Source organism: Gardnerella massiliensis (assembly GCF_003408845.1).
GTDB lineage: Bacteria > Actinomycetota > Actinomycetes > Actinomycetales > Bifidobacteriaceae > Bifidobacterium > Bifidobacterium vaginale_H.
The window spans coordinates 12,656-35,468 of sequence record NZ_LRTV01000012.1 but is presented as its reverse complement, the minus strand read 5'-3'; the positions used below and the strand labels follow the sequence as shown (position 1 = coordinate 35,468).

The 22,813-nt window shown below is 45.6% G+C and carries 18 protein-coding genes; 8 read left to right on the top strand and 10 right to left on the bottom strand.

Annotated features, from left to right (window positions below):
* Positions 1-83 precede the first annotated feature (83 nt).
* Together AXE77_RS06300 and AXE77_RS06295 are read left to right on the top strand one after the other, a co-directional pair.
* Positions 84-2,798 (top strand): sialidase family protein, encoded by a 2,715-nt coding sequence (locus AXE77_RS06300; protein ID WP_116712626.1) that lies wholly within the window; start codon positions 84-86, stop codon positions 2,796-2,798.
* Positions 2,782-3,573: a FadR/GntR family transcriptional regulator gene (locus AXE77_RS06295; RefSeq protein WP_116712625.1), complete on the top strand. Its 792-nt coding sequence runs from the start codon at positions 2,782-2,784 to the stop codon at positions 3,571-3,573. The genes AXE77_RS06300 and AXE77_RS06295 overlap by 17 nt, the downstream gene beginning before the upstream one ends.
* A gap of 118 nt (positions 3,574-3,691) precedes the next feature.
* Here AXE77_RS06295 and nagA read toward each other — a convergent pair whose 3' ends face one another.
* The 10 genes from nagA to AXE77_RS06245 all read right to left on the bottom strand — a co-directional run bounded on the left by nagA (position 3,692) and on the right by AXE77_RS06245 (position 15,583).
* On the bottom strand, positions 3,692-4,951 hold the full coding sequence (gene nagA / locus AXE77_RS06290) for an N-acetylglucosamine-6-phosphate deacetylase (protein WP_116712624.1): 1,260 nt from the start codon (positions 4,949-4,951) through the stop codon (positions 3,692-3,694).
* Positions 4,952-5,006: 55 nt separating this feature from the next.
* Positions 5,007-5,819 carry a glucosamine-6-phosphate deaminase gene (gene nagB, locus AXE77_RS06285; RefSeq protein WP_116712623.1) on the bottom strand — a complete coding sequence of 271 codons (813 nt, stop codon included), beginning with the start codon at positions 5,817-5,819 and terminating at the stop codon, positions 5,007-5,009.
* 214 nt (positions 5,820-6,033) lie between these two features.
* Positions 6,034-6,993, bottom strand: a complete 960-nt coding sequence (locus AXE77_RS06280; protein WP_116712622.1) for a dihydrodipicolinate synthase family protein — start codon at positions 6,991-6,993, stop codon at positions 6,034-6,036.
* A gap of 159 nt (positions 6,994-7,152) precedes the next feature.
* Entirely contained in the window at positions 7,153-8,013 is an 861-nt protein-coding gene (locus tag AXE77_RS06275) for an ABC transporter ATP-binding protein (RefSeq protein WP_116712621.1), read from the bottom strand.
* Positions 8,010-10,034 carry a dipeptide/oligopeptide/nickel ABC transporter permease/ATP-binding protein gene (locus AXE77_RS06270; RefSeq protein ID WP_116712620.1) on the bottom strand — a complete coding sequence of 675 codons (2,025 nt, stop codon included), beginning with the start codon at positions 10,032-10,034 and terminating at the stop codon, positions 8,010-8,012. The genes AXE77_RS06275 and AXE77_RS06270 overlap by 4 nt, the downstream gene beginning before the upstream one ends.
* Position 10,035: 1 nt before the next feature.
* Positions 10,036-10,992, bottom strand: coding sequence for an ABC transporter permease (locus tag AXE77_RS06265; RefSeq protein WP_116712619.1), 957 nt, complete (start codon positions 10,990-10,992; stop codon positions 10,036-10,038).
* A gap of 149 nt (positions 10,993-11,141) precedes the next feature.
* Positions 11,142-12,707: an ABC transporter substrate-binding protein gene (locus AXE77_RS06260; RefSeq protein WP_116712618.1), complete on the bottom strand. Its 1,566-nt coding sequence runs from the start codon at positions 12,705-12,707 to the stop codon at positions 11,142-11,144.
* Between the two features lie 173 nt (positions 12,708-12,880).
* The gene (locus tag AXE77_RS06255) at positions 12,881-13,549 is read right to left on the bottom strand and encodes an N-acetylmannosamine-6-phosphate 2-epimerase (RefSeq protein WP_116712617.1); all 669 of its coding nucleotides are present in this window, start codon (positions 13,547-13,549) and stop codon (positions 12,881-12,883) included.
* Between the two features lie 35 nt (positions 13,550-13,584).
* Entirely contained in the window at positions 13,585-14,595 is a 1,011-nt protein-coding gene (locus tag AXE77_RS06250) for an ROK family protein (RefSeq protein ID WP_116712616.1), read from the bottom strand.
* A gap of 55 nt (positions 14,596-14,650) precedes the next feature.
* On the bottom strand, positions 14,651-15,583 hold the full coding sequence (locus AXE77_RS06245) for a DUF4862 family protein (protein ID WP_116712615.1): 933 nt from the start codon (positions 15,581-15,583) through the stop codon (positions 14,651-14,653).
* Between the two features lie 291 nt (positions 15,584-15,874).
* Between AXE77_RS06245 and AXE77_RS06240 the strand changes: the two genes are divergently transcribed.
* From AXE77_RS06240 to AXE77_RS06215, 6 genes are all read left to right on the top strand, one after another.
* The gene (locus AXE77_RS06240) at positions 15,875-16,645 is read left to right on the top strand and encodes an alpha/beta hydrolase (protein ID WP_116712614.1); all 771 of its coding nucleotides are present in this window, start codon (positions 15,875-15,877) and stop codon (positions 16,643-16,645) included.
* Between the two features lie 77 nt (positions 16,646-16,722).
* A complete protein-coding gene (locus tag AXE77_RS06235; RefSeq protein ID WP_116712613.1) occupies positions 16,723-17,187 on the top strand; it encodes a nucleoside deaminase in 465 nt (154 codons plus the stop codon).
* 386 nt (positions 17,188-17,573) lie between these two features.
* Positions 17,574-18,584 carry a LacI family DNA-binding transcriptional regulator gene (locus AXE77_RS06230; protein WP_116712612.1) on the top strand — a complete coding sequence of 337 codons (1,011 nt, stop codon included), beginning with the start codon at positions 17,574-17,576 and terminating at the stop codon, positions 18,582-18,584.
* 215 nt (positions 18,585-18,799) lie between these two features.
* Positions 18,800-20,293 (top strand): sugar ABC transporter ATP-binding protein, encoded by a 1,494-nt coding sequence (locus AXE77_RS06225; protein WP_116712611.1) that lies wholly within the window; start codon positions 18,800-18,802, stop codon positions 20,291-20,293.
* A 171-nt stretch (positions 20,294-20,464) separates the two neighbouring features.
* Entirely contained in the window at positions 20,465-21,466 is a 1,002-nt protein-coding gene (locus tag AXE77_RS06220; RefSeq protein WP_116712610.1) for an ABC transporter permease, read from the top strand.
* A 265-nt stretch (positions 21,467-21,731) separates the two neighbouring features.
* Positions 21,732-22,670 (top strand): D-ribose ABC transporter substrate-binding protein, encoded by a 939-nt coding sequence (locus tag AXE77_RS06215; protein WP_421778501.1) that lies wholly within the window; start codon positions 21,732-21,734, stop codon positions 22,668-22,670.
* The last annotated feature ends 143 nt before the right edge of the window (positions 22,671-22,813 follow it).

Below are 22,813 nucleotides of genomic sequence, written 5' to 3'. Positions count from 1 at the left end.
ATAGACTAAATAAGTAGATGTCATAAGACGTCATATGTGTTAAAACATAGTGGTTTTAATTTTTACGGTCATGGAGGACTAAAATGGAACGTCGTTCAACGAAGACGACGAACCTAAGTGTAGATATAGTAAATATCGCAGGTTCGGAGCACACGCGATTCAACCATGCCACAATAAAAATTACACCAACTAGCGAAATCAAAGAATATAGCGAAAACGCATCGAGCATCAATCGTAAAGATAAAAACGATGGAATAAATCAAAACGAAGGAATAATAAGGTTCAAATTTGTAGCAAATGCGAATTGCGATTTATTAAATGTTAAGCCCGCGCAAAAATCGCAAGCTTCCACGCATCAAGAGCACGCAACTCCAATAATAAAAATAAGTATTAAAGAAGATTCTCCACTACTTATTGCGCAAAATCTTTTAGAAGATAGCGCAGATGCAAATGGCGCGAAAGAAATTGCACTGCACATGGAAGATGCGCTAGGCGCATGCGATGGGCGCGAACACGATTTTGCAATAACGTACGGAAGTTTTGGAAGCCGATTCTATTTAGACGGATACCAATGCTTTGCGAGCGCAACGAATCTTGGGCCGCAAAGAGTGAGCGAAAAAGCGGCCGAAGTGTGTGCAGCACAGGCAGAATCTTCGCAAATCTACGACCTTTACTACTCAAACCACTTGCCAAATCCAGAAGAAATCGCAAATTCGGCCACTCAAGCACAGCCAGACATATGGTTTGCAGGACCTACGATTTGCGCAAGAGACATAAAACGCGTATCTTGCAAGTCGATCGGAACGCTGCACATTCAATTTAGATTGCGCGGCCCGGGCCAACATGGAGTGCTTTTTGCTGCTGGAACTGTTGGAACAAAAACTAATCTAGAATCTAGCGAAAAAATAAGCGTGTATGCAGGGCCAGAAGGCATAAAAATCACGCTAATCGACAGCGAAACGTGCGTAAAAAGCGTAATCGAAGCAGCAGCAAGCGTTGACGACGGCGAATGGCACGACTTGATTATTCGCGCAAATCGCGGAGCAATCGACATTTACGTAGACGGATACAGCCAGTCGCACAACATAGGACAATTCTGGTTTGCAAACATACCAGAATTAAACGCCGTAAGCATTGGCGAAGACTTGCGCGGAGTGCGATTAATGGGAGAAGCTAGAACAGGCGGAATCTACTTTAGCGCACTAACCGAAGGCCAAATCCAAAGAATATCAAAAGTAAAACCGCTTGTAACAACCGCACTATTTGACACGGGATATGCGGGCTCTCGCAGCTACAGAATACCGTCTCTTGTAAAAACGCACATGGGAACACTAATCGCAGGAGCAGACCAGCGAACAAGCGTTTCAAACGACGCTCCAAACCACATAAACTTTGTGATTCGCCGGTCCGCGGACGGCGGCAAAACGTGGGGGCCTTTGCAAACCGTAATCAACATGCCTGGCAAAAACCTTGGAAAACTGGGCGCGAGCGCAATCGATTCCTGCCCTGTTTTAGACCCAGAAGGCAAAAGTGAAAGAATTAACGTATTAATCGACATTAATCCTGGCGGAATTGGGCTAACAAATTGTAAAACCGCTGTAGGCGTAGACGCATGCGGAAGAATCAAGCTTATAGACCGCTTAGGAGGCAACTACGCGGCAGCGATGGACGCAAGCGCGGCCGTAAAATTGCCATGCGATTCTAGCGAAAAAGAATGCGCAACAAAGTGGCTAGTTTTCCCAGACGGAAGCATAAAAAATGGCGATTTGAATGGCGATTTACACAATGACTTACGCAATAACTCGCACAGTAATCAAACTTGCGACTGTTCCACGTGGGACATATGGAAATCGCCAGCAATTGCAAGCGAAAGTCAGCCATTATTTGCCGAAAAAACGTGTTATATAGCGCAAATCTACTCGGACGACGACGGCAAAACATGGAGCGCACCACGCTTAATCGACCACATGGTTAAGGAGCCATGGATGAGCTTTGCGGGAGTGTGCCCTGGGAACGGAATTGTTATTAGGCACAGCGAAAAACATTACGGCAGAATACTCGTGCCATTCTACTGCAGCGGCCAAAGCAAATCGCACTACTCTTCGGGAGCGCTTATTTCGGACGATGACGGCAAAACGTGGAGCCGAGGCAAAATGATTAACGAAGGGCGATTAATCAACGGAAAAATCGTAGACCCTGCAACAATGCAAGACGACGATGCCACAAGCTCCGAAACTGTGTTTGTTGAACGCAAAAATGGCGATATTCTAGCTTTCTTCCGCAATCAAAATCGCTCGGGATGTGTAGGCAAAGCTATTAGTCAAGATTGCGGAGAAACTTGGAGCGAGCTGATTTTTGACACAAGTTTGCCAGAGATATTCAGCCAGCCGAGCGCAACCTGTTTAAGCAGCGAAAATGCAGAAAACGCAGAAACCGCCGACTGCATAGCGTTTGCAAACGCAAGCCAAATGATGCCGTACCGCGGTCGCGGAGTTGTGAGATTTAGCTTTGACGGTGGAAAAACATGGGCAAAAAGCGTGTGTATAAACCCGTTCCACCACGTTTATCAATGCCTTAGCTCTAGCAATAAACGAACTTTGCAACTACTGTGGGAAAGAGAGACTACTGGAATTTATATAACAACAATAGATTCCTCGCTTTGGCAACAAGATAGTTTGCACACAGGTTTCAAAAACAAAGTACACAAAAACGAAGTACACAAAAACGAAAAAATGGAAGAAATAAAAGAGAGAAGACTCACGCGAACTGAAAGGAGCCAAAATGGAAGAGACATTTAGCAGCTGCGAAGACGACGAGATGACAACACTAGACCGCTTATCGTTATTGCAAGCAAGCTCTAATTCCGCTCCAATTGTTGCAAGAAAACGTTGCGACGAAACGATGGATGCAATCAGATCGCTTATTTTAAGAGAACGCTTGCAACCCAAAGACATGCTGCCAACTGAGCCAATGCTATGCAATTTGATTGGCGCATCAAGGTCATCGGTGCGCGAGGCGATTCGCAAGCTGGAAGCACTTAACATTGTGGAAGTTAAGCAAGGAAAAGGCATGTTTGTTGGCTCGCTATCTTTGGACCCAATGGTGGAAACACTCGCTTTTCGCTCCTTAATCTCCATTAATAAGAATTTTGAAGACTTGAGTAACGTTGTAGAAATGCGAAAATTCCTAGACCTTGGATGTGCGGATAAGGTGGTTGAGTCGCTTAAAGGAACGCAGCATCCAGAGCTGGAGGCGCTTTCGGAAATAATGACTAAAGAAGCGCATGCTGGAAAAACGTTCTTGGAACAAGACATTGCGTTCCACACGGGCATTTTGCGCGCGGTAAACAATACGATTGCAGAGCAATTCGTGCGATGCTTGTGGCTTGTGCATATGGCTGTTTTGCCACAATTGGGGCTGGAAGTTTCGGACGAGCTTGAAAAAACCGCTAGAGCGCACGAACTTATGCTTAAAACGGCTATTGCGGGAGACGCAGATGGATATAGACAAGCCGTAAATTCTCACTACGAACCAATCCAATCCATTTTGTTACACAGACTAAAGAAGAATTAATCTTACAAAACGAACGCACAAATAGAAGAACCGCTCTTATTTACGGAGCGGTTCTTTTATCTTCAATGGTGATGCCTGAGTACTGTGACATCACGCTTAAATGTAACGATTACAATCGTTACGAAATTTTATGGCCTTCTAGCCAAACGTGCTCGACGGCCAAAGTCCCAGAATTAAGCAAAAGTAAGTCGGCTGCGTAACCCTTTTCAACCAAGCCCAAAGGCGCGTTAGTTATACCATTCTGCTTATCTACCCCAAGAGCTCGGGCTGGAACGAGAGTTGCAGCCGCAATTGCCGCCGGCAAGCCAATGCCAAGCTCTTTAACAGCGCGCTTAATCGCAACGTCTAACGTTAAAGTAGACCCCGCTATAGCGCCATTAGAAACAAGCCTTGCATGACCGTCTGTAACCTGAACGTCAAGTGCTCCAAGCTTATAAGAGCCATCCGCGCAACCGGTGGCGGCCATAGCGTCTGTTACAAACGCAATCCTTCCAGCCGCTGCCTTAAACGCCATTCGCAAAACGGGGTTTTCAACGTGGAAACCGTCGTTAATAAGCTCAATCGTGACGCGCGAATCTTCCAAGGCTGCAGGAATCGGGCCTGGCTTACGATGATGAATGCCATTCATAGCGTTAAACATGTGCGTCATAAGCGTGGAACCTGCGTTAAAAGCTGTGCGAGCAGTTTGATAATCCGCATCGCAATGGCCAACGGCTGGGATTACGCCAGCATCAACAAAACGTTTAATAGCCTCCATGCCATGTTCACGCTCAGGAGCAATAGTAATTTGACGCAAAGTGCCGTCTGCTGCCTCCAGCAGTGCTTCAACGCGCTCGGCTGTAGGATCCACTAGACAATTAGGGTCGTGAGCGCCTTTTCGAGACAGCGCCAAAAACGGTCCCTCCAAATGCGACCCAAGCACATCTGGTCGCGTTTGCATAACCTGCTTAACAACGCGCAAGTTTTCCTGCATTACGTTGAGGGGATTCGTAATTAAGCTAAGAACTTGCCGAGTTGTGCCATGAAGCATGTGGTAAGCGCGCGCGATAGCAATCCCTTCGGCGCCGTCGTCAAACGAATGTTCCCAAGCTCCATGAGCGTGCAAATCAATGTAACCGGGCGCAGCAAAACAGCTACGCCCGTCTACAACACTTAAGTCAGATGCGCGCAATCCGCAAGCATTAATCGCAAGCGCAAGGTCTTCGTCTAAAATGCCCGTTTCTAAAATCACGCCGTCTTTAACTAAAATCCAAGCGTTTGGAACGATTCCGCGCGCGTCTACAACGCTAACGTTTCGCACTACAAAATTGCGCCCCTCACTTGATTTTAGTGAATCATCAATCTTATTTACGGCATCTAAATATGCATTTTTTGACATTTCATTCACCTGCGATTGTGCTTTTGAATACGTTACTAAATTTTAGACTTGAGTATCAGATTCCTTGCCAAGATGGCTTATTTGTGTACACCCAACGATAGTAGTCTGCCAACTTAAGCTTGCTTGCTGCCGCTTCGTCTATAATCACGGTTGCGTGTGGGTGCATTTGAAGCGCGGAAGCTGGGCATAGCGAGCTTACTCCACCTTCTAGCGTTGCAGCTACAGCATCTGCCTTATTTGAGCCAAACGCAAGAAGAACAAGATGCTTAGCGCGCAAAATCGTCCCAATTCCTTGCGTTATGCAATGTGTTGGAACTTGGTTAATATCTCCGTCAAAGAATCGGCGGTTATCTACACGAGTCTGCTCGGTTAGTGTCTTAATGCGCGTGCCTGAAGCAAGCGAAGATCCAGGCTCGTTAAAGCCAACGTGTCCATCGGAGCCGATTCCCAAAATTTGCACGTCGATTCCACCAGCAGCAGCAATAGCAGCGTCGTAGTCAGCTCCAGCGTGCGCAATCTTGCTGCCTTCGCTTAATGGCGCTCCGTTAAGAACATCTCCTGGAACGTGCACTAAATCTGGGTTTAGGCCGATTAAATCGGTTACGGTTCTGCGGATTGTGCTGTGGTAGGACTGCTCGTGCGTTAGCGGTAAACCAATGTATTCGTCGAGAGCGTATCCACGGACGTTAGAAACGTCAATATTTTCTTCTTTAACGCGTTTTGCCAAATGTTCATAGGCTTTAAGCGGGCTTGAGCCGGTGGCCAGTCCCAAAACTGCGTCCGGCTTACGTTTAATTAAATCCGCAACGGCTTTTGCGTAAAGTTCGCCGGCTTCATCTTGATCCTTTACGATAATAACTTCTGCCATATTTAACTTCTCCTTTAAAGTCTTGTAATTATTTGCGTCTAATTTTTAGTACGTAATTTTTAGTACGTAATTTTTTGGTATGTAATTTTTTGGTATGTAATTTTTGGTACGTAATTATTTGCGTGTAATTATTAGCATTGCGGCAAGCGCACTAAACGCATGCCGCAACACTATTTGCTTACTTTTCGCCATCAAGAAATGATTTTTAATTTTCTTATTTAGTAGAAGCGCTTACTTCTTCTGGAGTCTTAGCAAGCGTAAGTCCAACTTCCTTAAGAACACCGGCAATAGCTTCGACGTTCTCTCCTTGAAGCGGAAGAACAGGATTTGGCATCTGATTCGTGTCAAATACGCCAAGAAGTGCCATTGCGGTTTTAAAAGCTCCGACGCCGGCTCCGAAGCCTGCCACGCCGCTAGGTACGGTAACAATTCGCATCAAAGCCGAGAGCCAATCCTGCTCTTTCTTAACCGTTGCCCAATCTCCCGCCTGAGCAGCCTTCCACATACGCACGTAGCCAGTGGCTTCGACGTTTGCAAGACCTGGTACAGATCCATCTGCGCCTGCCATATACGCGCCGTCAACAACAACCTCCTGGCCGGTAAGAAGAATCAAAGGATGGCCAGCCTTATTGTTGTCGTCAACCAAGAATCTGAACGACACGTCGTCGTTGGACGAATCCTTAACGCCTGCAAGAACGCCATCTTTTCCAAGTTTTACAAGCAAATTGCCAGGAAGTTTCGTGTGTACACAAACTGGGATGTCGTAAGCAAACAATGGCAAATCCGGCACAGCTTCGTGAATAAGACGGAAGTGACGCTCAACTTCAGCCATGCCACCAAGTGCGTAGAATGGCGCCGTTGCAACGATTGCGTCTGCTCCAAGCTCCTTAGCTTCCTTTGCGTGCTCAATTACGCGGTTTGTTTCCGTGTCAATGCAGCCAACCAAAACTGGCACGCGACCGTCTACAATGCGCATTACGTTTTCAATGATTTCGCGGCGGCGCTTATCGGTGCTGAATGCCACTTCGCCAGAAGATCCAAGCGTAAAGAGGCCATCTACACCAGCGTCAATCATGCGGTTAAGCGAGCGCTCAAAGCTAACAACGTCTACTTCGCCGTCTGCAGTTAATGGCGTAACAACTGGAGGAATAACGCCGTGGAATTTTTCAGTCATAATTACACTTCTTTCGTATTTAAAATTTTCGTATTTAAATTTCGTATTTGAAATTTAGCCGGATAAAGCGGGCGGCTTGCATGAGTCTCATTGCAAGCCGTAGCAAACCGCCCACGGTTACGTTTAGATTTATAGATTTATAGATTTATTTGGCGCACCTTACTTGCACTCTTCTTTCGTTGGGTGCAATAGCGACGGTGCTGCACCCATCAGAATCTTTGTGTACTCATTTTGCGGATTATTAATCACTTGGTGCGTTTCGCCGCGCTCAACAATCGTTCCATGATTCATAACAACAACTTCGTCGGATATGTAGCGAATCGTTTGAATATCGTGACTAATAAACACCATTGAAAGATTCAGCTTCTTCTTTAAGTCGGAAAGAAGATTCAAAATCTGTGCGCGAACCGACACGTCCAAAGCGGAAGTTGGCTCATCTGCAATGATTGCATCCGGATTAAGTGAGAGTGCGCGAGCGATTGCCACGCGCTGACGTTGGCCGCCAGAAAGCTGGCCTGGCAAAGCGCCAAGAACAGAATGAGGCAAACCAACCATTCGGATTAGCTCCTTCGCCCTTGCGTCGCGCGCTTCCTTGTCGCCAATTTTGTGTACAACAAGAGGGTCAATCAGCTGGTCAATAACGCTCATGCGCGCGTTCAATGCCATTGCCGGATCCTGGAACACAACGGAAACAACGCGACCAATATCCATACGCTCTTTTGCAGTGCGATGCGTAACGTCTTGCCCCTTGAACAGAACCTTGCCGCTCGTAACCTGCTGAAGACCGCACATAATATTTGCGGTTGTTGACTTTCCGCAGCCAGATTCGCCAACAATACCAATTGTTTTACCCGGCATCAGCTTAAGGTTTACCTTGTTTACTGCAGTAATCTGGTTCTTATGGAACAGGCCAGATCCAGCTCGAGTAGTAAACACCACTTCCGCGTCTACAAGCTCAATGATTGGAACATCGCCATTTTTGTTCTGTGCTTTATTTGTTTCGCTAATATTCATGTTCATCGCACATCTCCTTGATCAGATGCGTTCAAAATTGCGGAAGGTGCATCCGTTTCAGGCTCCGGTTGAGCGGCGTAGAAGTGCCATGTTCCTGGAATGCGCTTCATTATTGGGCGCACGTCAAGTCCCTGATCTGGGTGCGAAGAGCGCGGAGCGAATCGATCTCCCTTAGGGAAGTCGGATGGGCTTGGAACTGTTCCTGGAACCTGGTGCAATCTTGGAGCGCCAGCTTCGATAGAAGTTACAGAACCGAGCAAACCGCGCGTGTACTCGTGGCGAGGATCTGTAAGTATTTCCTTAGTTGCACCCTGCTCAACAACTTGGCCTGCGTACATTACGGTAATGGAGTGAGCAACCTTAGCTACGAGAGCCAAGTCGTGGCTTACAAACACCATTGCAAATCCAAGCTTTTCACGAAGTTCATTAAGAAGATCGATTACCTGCTTTTGAACAGTGACATCCAAAGCGGTTGTTGGCTCATCTGCAATTATCAACTTTGGATCTCGCGTAAGTGCCATTGCAATTAGCACGCGCTGACGCTGGCCGCCAGAAAGCTCGTGCGGGTAGGATTCAAGCGTGCGCTTTGGATCCAAGCCTACAAGCTCTAGCAACTCTTCGGCGCTACGAGTTCCTCCGCGAGAGGTCAACTGCTTCATTTGAGTCTTAATCAACATTGATGGGTTCAAGGAAGACAATGCGTCTTGGTAAACCATTGCAATTTCGTGGCCGCGCAGAGCGTTGTGCTCCTTTGGGCTAAGTTTTACAAGATCCTTGCCATTAAACAGAATCTGTCCGCTAATCTTTGCTTTTGGATCCAGCAACCCCATAATTGCAAGCGAAGTAATCGACTTTCCGCAGCCGGATTCGCCAACCAAGCCCATTGTTTCGCCTGGGCGAACTGAGAAGCTCAAGTGATCTACAACGTTCACATTTCCGTAGCGAGGGAACTGAATGCACAAGTCCTTAACCTCAATGACTGGCGCTTCTGTAGACATTGGTTGCAAGCGATCCGTGCGCTTTAACTCAGCTTCGCGAAGTTTCGCAAGAGATTCAACCAAAGCTGCGTGCTGTTCTTTGTAAGCTGCAACTGGGTCGGTAAGAATCCTGTCTTCCTTGCGTGCGGCGTCAGCGTCGGCAGCAGTCTTAGAAACTGGAGCAGTTGGCGCTGCGACCATTGCGTCTGTAATGCCTTCAGAAAGAATGTTCAAGCACAAAACGGTGATCATAATTGCAAGGCCTGGGAACAATGCTTGCCACCAGTATCCAAAGATAACGCCTGCTTTTGCGGAAGATAAAATGTTACCCCAAGTTGGAGTTGGCTCTGGAATACCTGCGTTAATGAAGCTAAGTGAGGCTTCGAAAACGATTGCGTCGGCAACGCAAAGCGTTGTGAACACCATGACTGGAGCTGCAATGTTTCGGGTTACATGCTTGAGTAAAATCCACGGTGCGCGGGCGCCGGAAACGATTACTGCTCGTACATAATCTTTTCCATATTCGCTTATGATATTTGCGCGCACAATTCTTGCGATTTGTGGCACGTAAAGTACACCAATGGAAATGATGATACCAATCATTGATTGTCCAAGAATTGCGAGGCACACAGCTGCTAATGCGATTCCTGGAATGGACATTACGATATCAATCAATCGCATGATAAGCTCAGAAATCCAGGTGCGGCTTACTGCTGCGATTGCGCCGATGATGGCTCCCATAACCAATGCGAAGAGCACGGACGACAAACCGATTACCAGCGAGTAGCGTGCGCCATACATAACCCTGGAGAACACGTCTCGACCAAGGTTGTCGGTACCGAACCAATGTGCGCCTGTTGGTGCCTGATAGTTTTGCGTAATCTTTACTGGATCGCAAGGAGCTATAAATCGTGCGAAAGTTGCGCAAAAGGCTAGAATCGCAATTACGATGAACGAAATTCTGGAGCCTAAGCTCATTTTGTTGAATCTGTTAAATTTGATGCCTGGTTTTGATGCGGCATCTGCTACCTGATTCTTTCCAAATAGCATGTCACACCGTCCTAATCCTTGGGTTGATTAATACGTAGAGCAAATCAACAATGATGTTTATAAAGATGAATGCGATTGCAACAACCAGAACAACGCCCTGTACGAGCATCGGCTGGTTGCCGTTGATGCCATCGAACATTGCGGTACCCATTCCTGGGAGAGCAAAGATAACCTCAATAACGATTGCGCCACCCATAAGGTAACCAATCTTCATACCAAGGGTTGTGATTGGTGTAATCAAAGCGTTGCGGAACACGTTTCTAGCGACCACCACGCTTTTTGGAATTCCTGCGCCGATTGCGGTTCGCACGTAATCCTTATCCAATTCTTCTACCATTGAGGTTCGTATGATTCGCGTAAGCTGACCGGCTACCGGAAGGCCTAGTGCGAAGCAAGGCATTGCCATTCTTGCAATATAAGCTTCTGGATCTTCAAAGAACGGCACAAAATCGCCGGAACCAGGAAGCCACGCGAGCTTAATCTGAAGAACGTAAATCAAAAGAACGCCAAGCCAGAAGGATGGAGTTGCAATTGCAATAATCGAAAGAACTCGAACTGTTTGATCAACCCAAGTATCGCGGTAAAGTGCTGCAAATACGCCAAACACTACGGCAAAAATTATTGCAATCAGCAAGCCGATGAAAGTTAGCTGCAGAGTGATTGGGAATGCTTCTGCAACGCGTTCTGCTACGGAATCTTTGTTTACGCCGTAAACACCCATATTTCCTTGGAAAAGGCCAAGAATGTAGGATCCGAACTGCTCCCACCACGGCTTATCGTAACCCATTTCGTGGCGGAAGGCTGCCAGAGCTGCCGGAGACGAGTTCTCGCCTAAAGCTGCAACTGCTGGATCGTATTTTGAAAATGACATAAGGAAGAATACGAGGAACGTAACGCCGAATGCCATGAACGGCAGGGCAATGAGTCGCCTACCTAAAAGTCTAAGAAAATTACTCATAAGACATCCACACATCCATTGAAGAAATTGTTATTTTGTATAACAAAACCGGCTCATCTGCGCAAAGGTGAGAAAGGTAAACAGTTGGGCCGGTTTTGTGACTAGAGGTTTGGGGAATGAAGTTTATTTATTCGCTTCTTGATTTGCACCTACTTTGTTAGCTTTGCTTTTACCAAGTTGATGCCGGTAGATCCGATTGCGTTCCACTCAGCCAAAGAACCCTTCTTTACAGCGGTTGTAGTCTTGCGGTGGAAGAGTGGGTACAGAGGAACTTCGTCGCTAAGCAAATCGAAGCACTGGTTCCAATACTTTTGGCGCTCTGCTGGGGTGCTAGCTGCCAAAGCCTTGTCCATAAAATCGTGAAGTTTTGTATATCCTTCGGAGGTCTTCCAGAATGTGCGCTGACGGGTCCAAGCGTTGTCGCCGTACCACCAGCTCATCAACAAATCTGGATCGTTGCCGAATACGGATGGATCGCCAGGAGCCAAAACCATCGAGTAGTTTGCGTCGTCGCGGTCGGTGATTGATGGGTAAAGTGCGGAAGACTTCATGGACTGAATGTCTACGTCCATGCCTATTTCGGCGAGGTCATTCTTGATTTGTGGGGCAAGCTGGGTGATCCAAGTGTGGTCGGTTGTGTAAAGGGTGAACTTGATTGGTCCGCTTACGCCGGCTTCCTTGAGTAAGCTCTTTGCCTTGTCGATATTCTTGGTGTATACGTTCTTCGCCTTATGGTAGTTTGCGTAGTTCTTTGGCAAGAAGCTTGTTGCTGGCTCGCCTTGGCCGCTCATTTGGTTGGAGATGAGCTTGTTTACGTCGATTGCGTAAAGAACGGCTTGGCGCACTCGCTTGTCGTCGAATGGCTTCTGCTTCGTGTTGAACATAACGAATGGGAGAGTGAAGCCCTGAGCGGTTTTAAGTTCAGAGCCAGACGACTTCAAAGTGTTGAAGGCTTGTGCTGGAACCATTTCCATTACGTCTGTTTTGCCGCCTTGCATAGCGGTTACGCGAGCGGTATCGTCAACGGTTATGTTCCAAACCATGTTCTTGGTTTGTGCCTTGTACTTGCCGTTGTACAAATCGTTGCGCTCAAACTTTACTTGGTTATCGGTGATTGATACGTACTTCCATGGGCCGGATCCGATTGGCTGATTCTTTAAGTCTGCATCCGACTTTGCGGTTGGAACAATTTGAATCAAGGCGAGACGCTGCTTGAACAGTGGGAAGGCTTTCTTTAGCTTAAAGATTACGTGACGATTGTCTTTTGCTTCTACGGAATCAATGAAGTCGAGCATAGAAATGTAGAGACTTCCTTGCGCGGTTGTGCGCTTGAAGGAGGATACTACGTCGTCTGCTGTTACTTCTGTTCCGTCCGAGAACTTAGCGGCATCGCGAATCGTTACTTCGTATTCGGTGTCGGAAATTTTCTTTGGCTCTCCTTTTGCAAGAGCGTTGAAAACCTTAAAGTTGCTGTAGTCAAGAGCGTAAAGAGGCTCTGTAACATGCCAGTTTGCTGCCATTGGCAACGCGCCGGATGTTGTGGATGGCGCAAAATCACGGCTTGCGTACGCAACCTGAGCGGTAATCGTGTCTTTGACAGCGGTTTTCGCTTTGACTGATTTGTGGGTTTTTGCGCCGCCGCAGCCAGATAGCATCATTATTGCGGCTAGGCTTGCAGCTATTACAGCGGTTAGCTTTGAGCTAATTCGTTTCATGTTTTCTCCTCACCGTTGAGTTTGTTTATTCACATTTCATCTTTGAATGTGAAAAGTTTTCAATTATAAGCTCGTGTGATTTTCACGTTACTCTAAACATAAGAGGTCTGATGTCTGATGTCAAGTCTTACGTGTGTCGTGATCGTGAAAATTTATTTATTCTTTATTTTTTTTTACAACTTTGCTGCAAACCAACGCGTAATCGACGTTGGGTGCGTAATTGCAGTTCCAACAACTGCTGCCCACGCGCCCATCTGCATAACCTCATGCAACTGCTCCGGGGTGTGAATACGCCCCTCACAAATGATAGGGTAGTTTGGGAAAGCTTGCAAAATCTGGCCTAAAAGTTCAAAATCAGGCCCTTCTGTTTTTGGTCTTCCGGGAGAAGTCCCCGCCAAAGTCGTAGATATAATATCCGTTCCACAATCCGCAGCGCGCTTAGCGTCGTCGAAATTGCCGCAATCAGCCATAACAACTATGCCTTCGTCATGTAACGCACGAACCGTCTGCTCGTAAGTAAGCCCGTCTGGACGCGGCCTATCAGTTGCATCAATCGCAATAATATCCGCTCCAGCCGCCGCGCAGCAACGCGCATGGCGCAAAGTTGGCGTAATATAAACGCCTTCGTGCCCGTCTTTCCAAATGCCAATTACGGGAACGTCAACCTGCCCTTTAATCGCAGAAATATCCGATAACCCTTGGCACCGAATTCCTATAGCGCCTCCTTCTACGGCAGCCATTGCCATTTGTGCCATTGTTTCCGGGTGTCTAAGAGGCTCCCCAGGGTAAGCTTGGCAGCTAACAATCAAGCCACCTTTAATTTTTTCAACTACAGAATTCATAGTTTTCTCCTTTGTTTTAGCGTGTTTCAAATGTTTTAGCAGTGTTTCAAACTTGAGTAAGCGGCAAAAGCGGCACCAATTAACGGAGCAGTGCCACCAAGTTTGCCTTTAAGAATCGGAGTGTTTTTAACCAAAGCTAAGGCAGAATCTTCAAACCCAGCGCGCATAGCATCCCACCAAATATTGCCCGCTTCTACAACGGAACCAGAAAGTACTATGACGTCGGGGTCTATAAGATTCGCCATTCCAGCTACACATTCTCCCAAAGCTTTTGCGCTTCTAGCAAGCGTTTCTTTAGCGTGTGGTTGGCCTTCGTTTGCGTAAACACATACTTCGTAGCCGTTTTGTGCTGGATGAACGCCCTCCGGTAAATCGCGATTGTATAGAGTTGCGAGACCAGTTCCAGACGCAACCGGCTCAATATGCCCCGCATGCGCTCCACACGAGCAATCGAAGCCAACGCCAAGATCGCTAACAACGTGTCCGGCATGGCCTGCAACTGAGTGCGCACCCGTAAAAAGTTTGCCGTTTATAATAATTGCGCCGCCGATACCCGTTCCTATTCCAATGGAAAGTACAATCGATTTTCCGCGTCCAGCACCATAAATTGCCTCTCCTAATCCGTGTCCGCCAACGTCTCCAATCATATAAACCGGCAAATCGGTTACGTTTTTAAACGCGTCGTAAATCCGCTGCCCGCGCCAACCGGGAAGAATATTCGTTGCCGCCACAATTTCGCCAGTTTTACTATTTGGCACCCCTGCGGCTGCGATTCCGATTCCGCTAATGGTTATGCCATTTTTTTGTGCTTCTTCTAGGATTTGTTTCGCTTTCGCTACTAAACGATTTTTTATATCTTCCCCGCCTTTTGACGCTTCGGTTGGTATTGATCCGTAATCTTGCACAAACGGAATAGCGCAATTTTTGCTATCTGAAATATTCGTGCTGCACGAAAGCTCCGGCAAAGTAACCAATCCGTAAGCTATTTTCGTTCCACCTATATCAAAGGCAAGATATGTAGAGCGAGAATCTTTTGTTTCGTTCATAATTACATCCGTTGATTAAATATTTTTTATTTGTGAGGTAATTGAGTTTGACGATTCACGCGTCTTGAGTTGCGTTTACGGCGTCGTAAATGTGCATTAAGTAGTTCAAACGTTCCGAAACGCTGGCGTCTTGAGGAACGCACACTTTTGCCCCCAAATAGTCGATTGCATAGTCGTCTTTTAACGCTTCGCGCGTGGTTTCTTGAATTTCTTTAGAAGTCATTAAAGACGTTGGTTCGTCTGGAGCCATAGGCAAGTGTCCGTCAATCCACTCGTACCCGTATTGCGTAGCGTCTGGTCCTGCCCCCGAGAACATTACTCCCTGCAGAACTCCAGCCTTTCTTGCTTCGCGCACGTGTGCTATAGCAGCTTGAGCGTTGCGTTCTTCGACAACGCTGCGGCCCCAATTAATTGTGACTCCAATTCCCGTATCTTTTGCGATTTGAATTTCATTTTCGAGCGGAAGGAAGCCTTTTTCTGGATTCTGGCCCTCAATATATCTGTCGCAATGTTCTATTACCAGTTTTGCCCCAAGCCAATCCAGTTGTGCTAGCTCATCTAGCGACTTTTTCATTGCGTCTGCGCTTGCTATTCGAGTTGGTGCCGTGTGTATTTCAATATGCGAAATATCGCAGCTGTTGCGAAGGTTTGCAAAATCAGCTATTGCTTGACGAATGTCCTTAAAGAAGGAAATTGCGCGAAGTCGGCCTTCTTCATCCGGGCTTGCTAGTCCAAATTCTGGGTCCGGATCAAAATTTATGTGCCGCATTGTTCCTGGAATTGCGGTTATCGTGTTTTTATGCCAGCTAGACGGGATTGCGGTTGCTAACCATGCTCGGTTTTGTGGGTCTGCTAAATCGCCAGGATATGGGATTTCAGTTCCCGCAACCCAGTTTTGAGTTCCGAGTAAATCGTAGTATTGTTTTTGTTCTTCGCGTGATTTTGGCAGCGACGCGTATGCGCCTACAACGAACTTAGTTTTCAGCATGATATCCTCCTTGAAATCGCGGCTGAATTAGCTTTCTTTGTATGTTACAGTAAACACGCTACAATTCGTCAGACGTCTGATAAATTATCAAATCTTGTTAAGTTTGCAATACTTTACTTTTGCAAAGCAAAGGCTACCATTGCAAAATCAAAATATTTATTCTACGAATTTTTATGAGTTAATCTTCGAATGCCGTATGCTGTAAAGGGAAAAATCATAATGACGTGATACGAAATATTTATTAAAATAATAATTTATAACGCAACTATTTATACGAGCGGCGGTGATGCAATGAATACTAACGATGAACAGTATGGTAATAATGCGCGTAACAATTCTTACGAGCCGCATATTGGCCGCGAATCGCATGTAGTTCCAGGACATTTTGGCGAGCCTCTAAAAGTAACGCACGCACAATATTCGCAAGGAAATGCTGCAGCTCACCCAACGCATCCGTTGCTGCTGTTGTTGCACGGCTGGGGCTCTAACGAAGAAGATTTACTAGATTTATTGCGAATAGTAGCGCCTTATAACGATGCGATTGCGCTTCGTGCTCCTCTCAAGCTCGCTGAAGGCGCGTACAGTTGGTTCCATGATGCCGTGCCACAGCGGGAAGATTTGGATTGCGATATGTATGCGGCTGCGGCGGCAATCGACGAGTGGGTGAGTGCAAATATTCCAGCCAACCGCGATGTAGTTCCGTTTGGTTTCTCGCAGGGAGCTGCGCTCGCAGTGCACGTGCTGCGTTTGAACCCTGACCGCTATCGTGCTGCAGTTGCGCTTTCTGGTTTTATAGCTCCGAACGTTCCTGCTTTTGCCAGCGAAGTTACGCTAAAAGACGACGAATTGGCAGAGCGAAACACGCCTGTATTCTTTGGTTACGGCTTAGAGGATGCAGTTATTCCTCCTTACGAATTTTCTGCCGCGGCCGCTTGGCTTGAGGAACACACGTGGCTTGAGGAGAAGCGATATCGAGGTCTCGATCACGCCGTGCACATGGAGGAACTTGGCGATATTCGCAAATGGTTTGTTACTCACGATATTGCGTCGGGACTTCTTTAGTAGTTGCGATTTGTAAGTTGATTGTGTGAGTTGATTGTGCAAGTTAATTTCGCAAGTTGATTGTGTGAGCTAATTCTATGAATAAAAACGATGATTCCGTTACTTGCGCAATGAAGGAAGCGTTGCGATTGGCGGTAGAAGCGGCTAAGGCGGGTGAAGTTCCTGTTGGTGCCGTTGTACTTGATGGCGACGGCAATATTATTGGCCGCGGCGCAAACTTGCGCGAGCGAGAGTCGGATCCGTTGGCTCATGCGGAAGTGCTTGCTATGAAAAGTGCTGCTATTGCGCGAAAATCTTGGAATTTATCTGACTGCACTTTGGTAGTTACGCTCGAACCCTGCCCAATGTGTGCTGGCGCAATTTTGCAAACTCGTCTTAAGCGCGTAATTTTTGGTGCGTGGGATGCAAAATTGGGTGCTTGCGGGTCAGTATGGGATATTTTACGAGACAGGCATGTAGGCTCATATCCGGAAGTTATTGGTTCTGTGTGCGAATCTGAATGTGCTCAACTTTTGCGAAACTTTTTTGAAAATCATAGGTAAAACTGAATAATTTTTTAGTGTTGCGTTTAATTCAAGATAACGCAGTGCATGAAAAGTAATTTTTTAGCGCGTTCCCCTTGTGTTCATCCTAGCAAAATGTTATAGTTGCGGTAACGTTACCGCATGAGGTAAGTTGAAGAAACTGACAATTGTGGGAACGTTATCTCAATTTGCGGATTCTATTCAGCGCTGATGAAACTGCTCATTGAGAATAATGTTGTACAGAGGCTCTTATGCATGGTTGCATAGTGCTGTTTTTCTCCAACGAAAGGAGTATATGAAAAAACGTAGTATAAAACATGGAGTACAAGCTAAAATCAAAACATATCGATAACAGTGCAAAATTGTTAGCACTGGTTGAGCATAAGAGATGAGCTGGAGGTGTCATGTCGTACATTACGATTCGCGATGTTGCGCAACGTGCTGGTATATCAGTATCAACTGTTTCCCGCGCATTGAATAATACGGGTCGTATATCGGCAAGCACTAAGGCGAAAGTTGAGCGTGCAGTTGCGGAATTAGGTTATATACCAGATTCTCGCGCTCAGGCAATGCGGTCATCTCATACTAAGACAGTTGGGTTACTTGTGCCAGATATACGCAATGCATATTTTGCTGAGCTTGCGTATACTGTGCAAGACTCGTTGTTTGATGCCGGCTATTGTGCGTTTATTGGAACATCTTCTGAGAGTGCAGCTCGTCAAGATTCATTCATTACAAGTATTCTTTCTCAACGCATTGATGGTGCGATTATTGTGCCTCAAGGTGAGGAGACTGATGCTATGAGAATGTTGATGGAACAGCATCTTCCACTTATGTTTATGGATAGACATGTGGAGCCTCGGACTGGTGATTTGACGCATGTGCCAGTTGTGGATTCGGATCCAGAGCAAGGTATTCGTGACGCATTATTGGATGTTAAACAACATGGTTTTTGCTCAGTTGGCTACGTGTCGGGTCCAATTATCGCTTCACCGTCACTGCAAGAACGCGAACAAGTATTTCGTACAGTGGCTTCTGAGATATTTGGCGAAGAACATGTATTTGTAGAATCTACGGGGTTTGAACAATCCTCATGTGCTAGCGTGTTGCATCGCATGATTAGCGTTGGCGTAAAAGCGCTTATTATCGGCTATTCGCCAGATGCGCTGCGAGTGATGGATGTAATGGCTCGTGAAGGATTAGTGATAGGTAGTGATATTTCAATTATTTCGTTTGATGATGTTGAAATATTCCGCTTAGCAACGCCGCGTATTTCTACTATTTCGCAACAAGTTCAGCGTATTGGTCGTACTAGTGCTGCACTTTTTTTGGATATGTTAGAACATAATGTTGATGTTCAATCGCAGCGAGTAGAAACTATGTATATTCCGCGTGAATCGTTAGGAAATGCGTAGTTGTAAGGCTGTTATTTTATAGCTTGACACTATTGTTATTGATTTTTGTACTGTGACTTTGTAAGCGTGTGCAGCAATCGCCTGAGCGTACCGTTGTTGTTACGTTTTGCATGCACATTGCAGCATAATTCTCATCCAAAGCACAAGCGTAATGTAGCGTAATTTATTGCATTTTCGTGGCAGCAGTGGTGCTGTAGCGAAGAAAGAGGTAAGACATGACGGAACTATCGCTAGTAGGAGTATCGAAAATATTCGGTAATTCTACAGTAGTTGACAATTTGTCTGTAACAGTAAAACCGGGTGAAGTGCATGTTCTCCTTGGTGAAAATGGTGCGGGCAAGTCAACAGTTATTAAGATGATGAGTGGCATTTATCAGCCAGATAAAGGTCATATTGAGATCAATGGTGAAACAGTGCGAATTCCTAATGTGGATGCTGCTCGCAAATTGGGTATTGCTGTGATTCACCAAGAGTTAAATTTGGTGCCAGAACTTTCTATTATGGAAAATTTGTTCCTTGGTATGCTTCCCACTAAAGCTGGTTTTATTGATCGTGCGACGATGCGTACTCGTGCGAAAGTCGCATTACAAGTTATCGGTTTAGATGAAGATGTTAATAAGCCAATGGGAGAACTTGGCGTAGCTCGTCAACAAATGGTAGAAATTGCTAAAGCGCTTATGCAGCATGCATCTATTCTTATTCTTGACGAACCGACTGCAGCTTTAACGAAGCGTGAATGTGAACAATTATTCAGCATTATGGAAGATTTAAAATCCAAGAATGTTGGCATGGTGTTTATTTCTCACCATTTGGATGAGATTGCGCGCGTTGGTGATGTTGTAACTGTGCTTCGTGATGGTAAATATGTCGATACTGTTGATGCGAAAGTTTCTGAGAAGGAACTTGTAAAACTCATGGTAGGTCGTGATATTACAAATCAATTCCCTCATGGCAAACGTAGTCAAGGCAAAGAGCTGCTAAAAGTAGAAGGCTTAACGCGAAAAGGTACGCTAGAAAACGTATCCTTCAGTGTTCATGCTGGCGAAGTTGTGGGTCTTGCAGGTTTGGTAGGTGCTGGTCGTACCGAAGTTCTTCGTGCAATATTTGGTGCAGATAGCTATGATTCAGGCACAATAACTGTTGATGGTAAGCCAATTGCAAAAGCGAATATCGCAGGAAGCATTGCAGCCGGTCTTGGTTTAGTCCCAGAAGATCGTCGAGTACAAGGATTGATTCTTGAGGCATCTGTTGCAGAAAATTTGGGAATTTCTACATTAGTTTCTACAGCACACGCCGGCTTTGCAGATTTGAAAGGGCAGCGTACTCGCGAAGAAGAAACTGCAAAAAAATTGCGTATTCGTATGGCAAACATTGATCAATTCGCTGGTTCGCTATCTGGCGGTAATCAACAAAAAATTGTGTTCGGTAAATGGTCTATGGCGAACGTGAAAGTGCTATTGCTGGATGAGCCTACTCGTGGTGTTGATGTTGGTGCTCGTGTAGAAATTTACGAGTTGATTAACAATATCGTAGAAAATGGAGGTGCTGTGCTAATGGCATCCTCAGATTTGCCTGAAGTGCTTGGCATGTCAGATCGCGTATTGGTGATGTCGAACGGCAGAATCAGCGGTGAATTAGCTGCAAACGAGGCTACGCAGGAAAGTGTGATGGAACTTGCAGTGACTCACCTTAATGCATCTGGTATTTGAGCATACAGAAATGAGCAAAACCTTACTGTTTTCAATATGAAACTGATACATGAGCCATGTTGAAATCTTAAAAATTAAAGTTACCAATCAAACGTAAAACTTGCATACAACAATTTATTGCGCATACCAGTGCAGTGAGTTATAGCAAAATTTGTTAAAGGAGTATAAATTATGGCTGCTACGAGTAGTGCAAAATCTGAGCATTTGGGATACGGTGCAGTTGATAAAGGATTTTTGCCTGCAGCGAAAAAGTTTGCATCTCGCAATGGCGCTCTTATTGGCTTGGTTATTTTATGCGCTGCGCTTTCATGCGCTACGCCGGCATTTTTGACGAGTGTGAATATTCTCAATGTGGGTATTCAAGCTGCGACAGTTGCTATTTTGGCATTCGGTCAAACCTTTGTTATCGTGTCCGCTGGTATTGATTTGTCAGTAGGTTCGGTGGCTGCAATTTCTAGCATGTTGGTTGCATATACAGGCGTTTCTATGGGGTTGCCACCAGTGCTGACTGTTGTGGTTGGTATAGCAACCGGTGCACTTTTTGGACTTATTTCTGGCGTAGCTAACGCTTTCCTTAAGTTGCCATCGTTTATTGCCACATTGGCAATGATGTCTGTTGCGCGTGGCCTTACCCTTGTTGTTTCAGACGGTCGTCCTATTTCTACATCCGGCATGGTTAATTTCTTTGGTGCCAACATATTAGGTATTCCAATGCCAATTGTGATGATGATTATCATGGGTGTTATTGCTGCAGTAATACTGAACTTCACCACTACTGGTCGTTCTATGTATGCTGTTGGCGGCAATATGGAAGCTTCGCGCCTTTCTGGCATCAATATTCATAAAACACAAATTATGGTGTTTGTTCTTTCGGGTATTTTTGCCGCTGTCGCCGGTTTAGTTATTGCTGGTCGTCTACATTCCGCTCAGCCTCAGGCTGCCACTGGTTACGAAATGGATGCGATTGCTTCCGTTGTTATCGGTGGTGCTTCACTTTCTGGCGGCAAAGGCAAGATTTCTGGCACTTTCGTAGGAGCAATTTTGTTGGCTGTAATTCGTAACGGCTTGAATATTTTGAATGTTTCCTCGTTCTGGCAGCAAGTAGTTATCGGTTTGGTTATTGCATTCGCTGTAAGCCTTGATACTTTGCGCCGTAAGGAAGATACGCACTGACAGCAAATTAATACTTTTTATAAACTTGATCTTCTCGTAGTAAGGAGGTGAATCTTGCAAATGTTGATTCGTAAGCGGTGAGTAATCAATATTTTCAGCAAGAATTGAAACAATTTGGAATATTATAACTGAACTTTATAACTCAAAACTACGTAACAATAAGGTAAAGAGATGGTGAAACATCAGCCTTATGTCACTGCAATATTGTGGATTTATTGAACTAAAAAACTTGCGGTAGCACAGGGCAATAATCAAAGGAGATATGATGAATTATCCAATTATGCGTCGAAGCGTAAAGATTGCTTGCGCGTTTGCAGCAGCATCTGCACTTATTGTCAGCATGAGTGCATGTGGTAGTACTAATGGTGGCGATAAAGTCGCATTGCTAGTTTCTACTTTGAACAATCCGTTCTTTGTGGATCTACGTGATGGTGCTCAAGCTGAAGCAAAGAAACTTGGTGTTGATTTGCAAGTTTCCGACGCTCAGAATGATTCTGCAAAGCAGCAGGATCAAGCGCAGAATGCTCAATCGCAAGGTGCAAAAGCTGTTATTATTAACCCTGTAGATTCTGATGCTGCTGGTCCTGCAGTTGCCCCGTTGCTAAGCGCGAACTTGCCTGTGATTTCTGTTGACCGTTCTGTAACTGGTGAAAAAGTTACTTCGCATATTTCTTCCGATAATGTTGCTGGTGGTGCTCAGGCTGCTGACACGCTAGCTAATAGTATTAGCGAAAAAGGTGAAGTTTTGATTTTGCAAGGTATTCCTGGAGCGGCTTCTACTCGCGACCGTGGCAAAGGATTCAAAGATCGTATTAAGAAATATTCAAATATTAAAGTTGTAGCAGAACAAACTGCTAACTTTGACCGTGCTGAAGCATTAAATGTGGCTACTAATTTGTTGCAATCGCACCCGAATGTAACTGGCATTTACGCCGAAAATGACGAGATGGCATTAGGCGCCATTCAAGCATTAGGAGCTAAAGCTGGTAAAGAAATTAAAGTAGTCGGTTTTGATGGCACTGCTGACGGTATGAAAGCTATTAAGGCCGGCACAATGGTTGGAACAATTGCTCAGCAACCAAAGGAACTTGGCCGTTCTGCCGTTGCTGCTGCTGTAAAAGCTATTAAAGGGAAAAGTGTTCCAAAGACTGAGCCAATTACTGTGAAAACGGTAACAGCAAAGAATGTGGGTGATTTTGAGTAATACATATTTGCATAAAACTATGTAATTCCGTGTATAAACATTAAAATTTATGTTGAGTAGTTTTATGGATCAATATAGCTAATGCAAAATTTATATGGCGCTGGGAGCATTCATGATGCTTTCGTGAAAATAATCGCAACAGT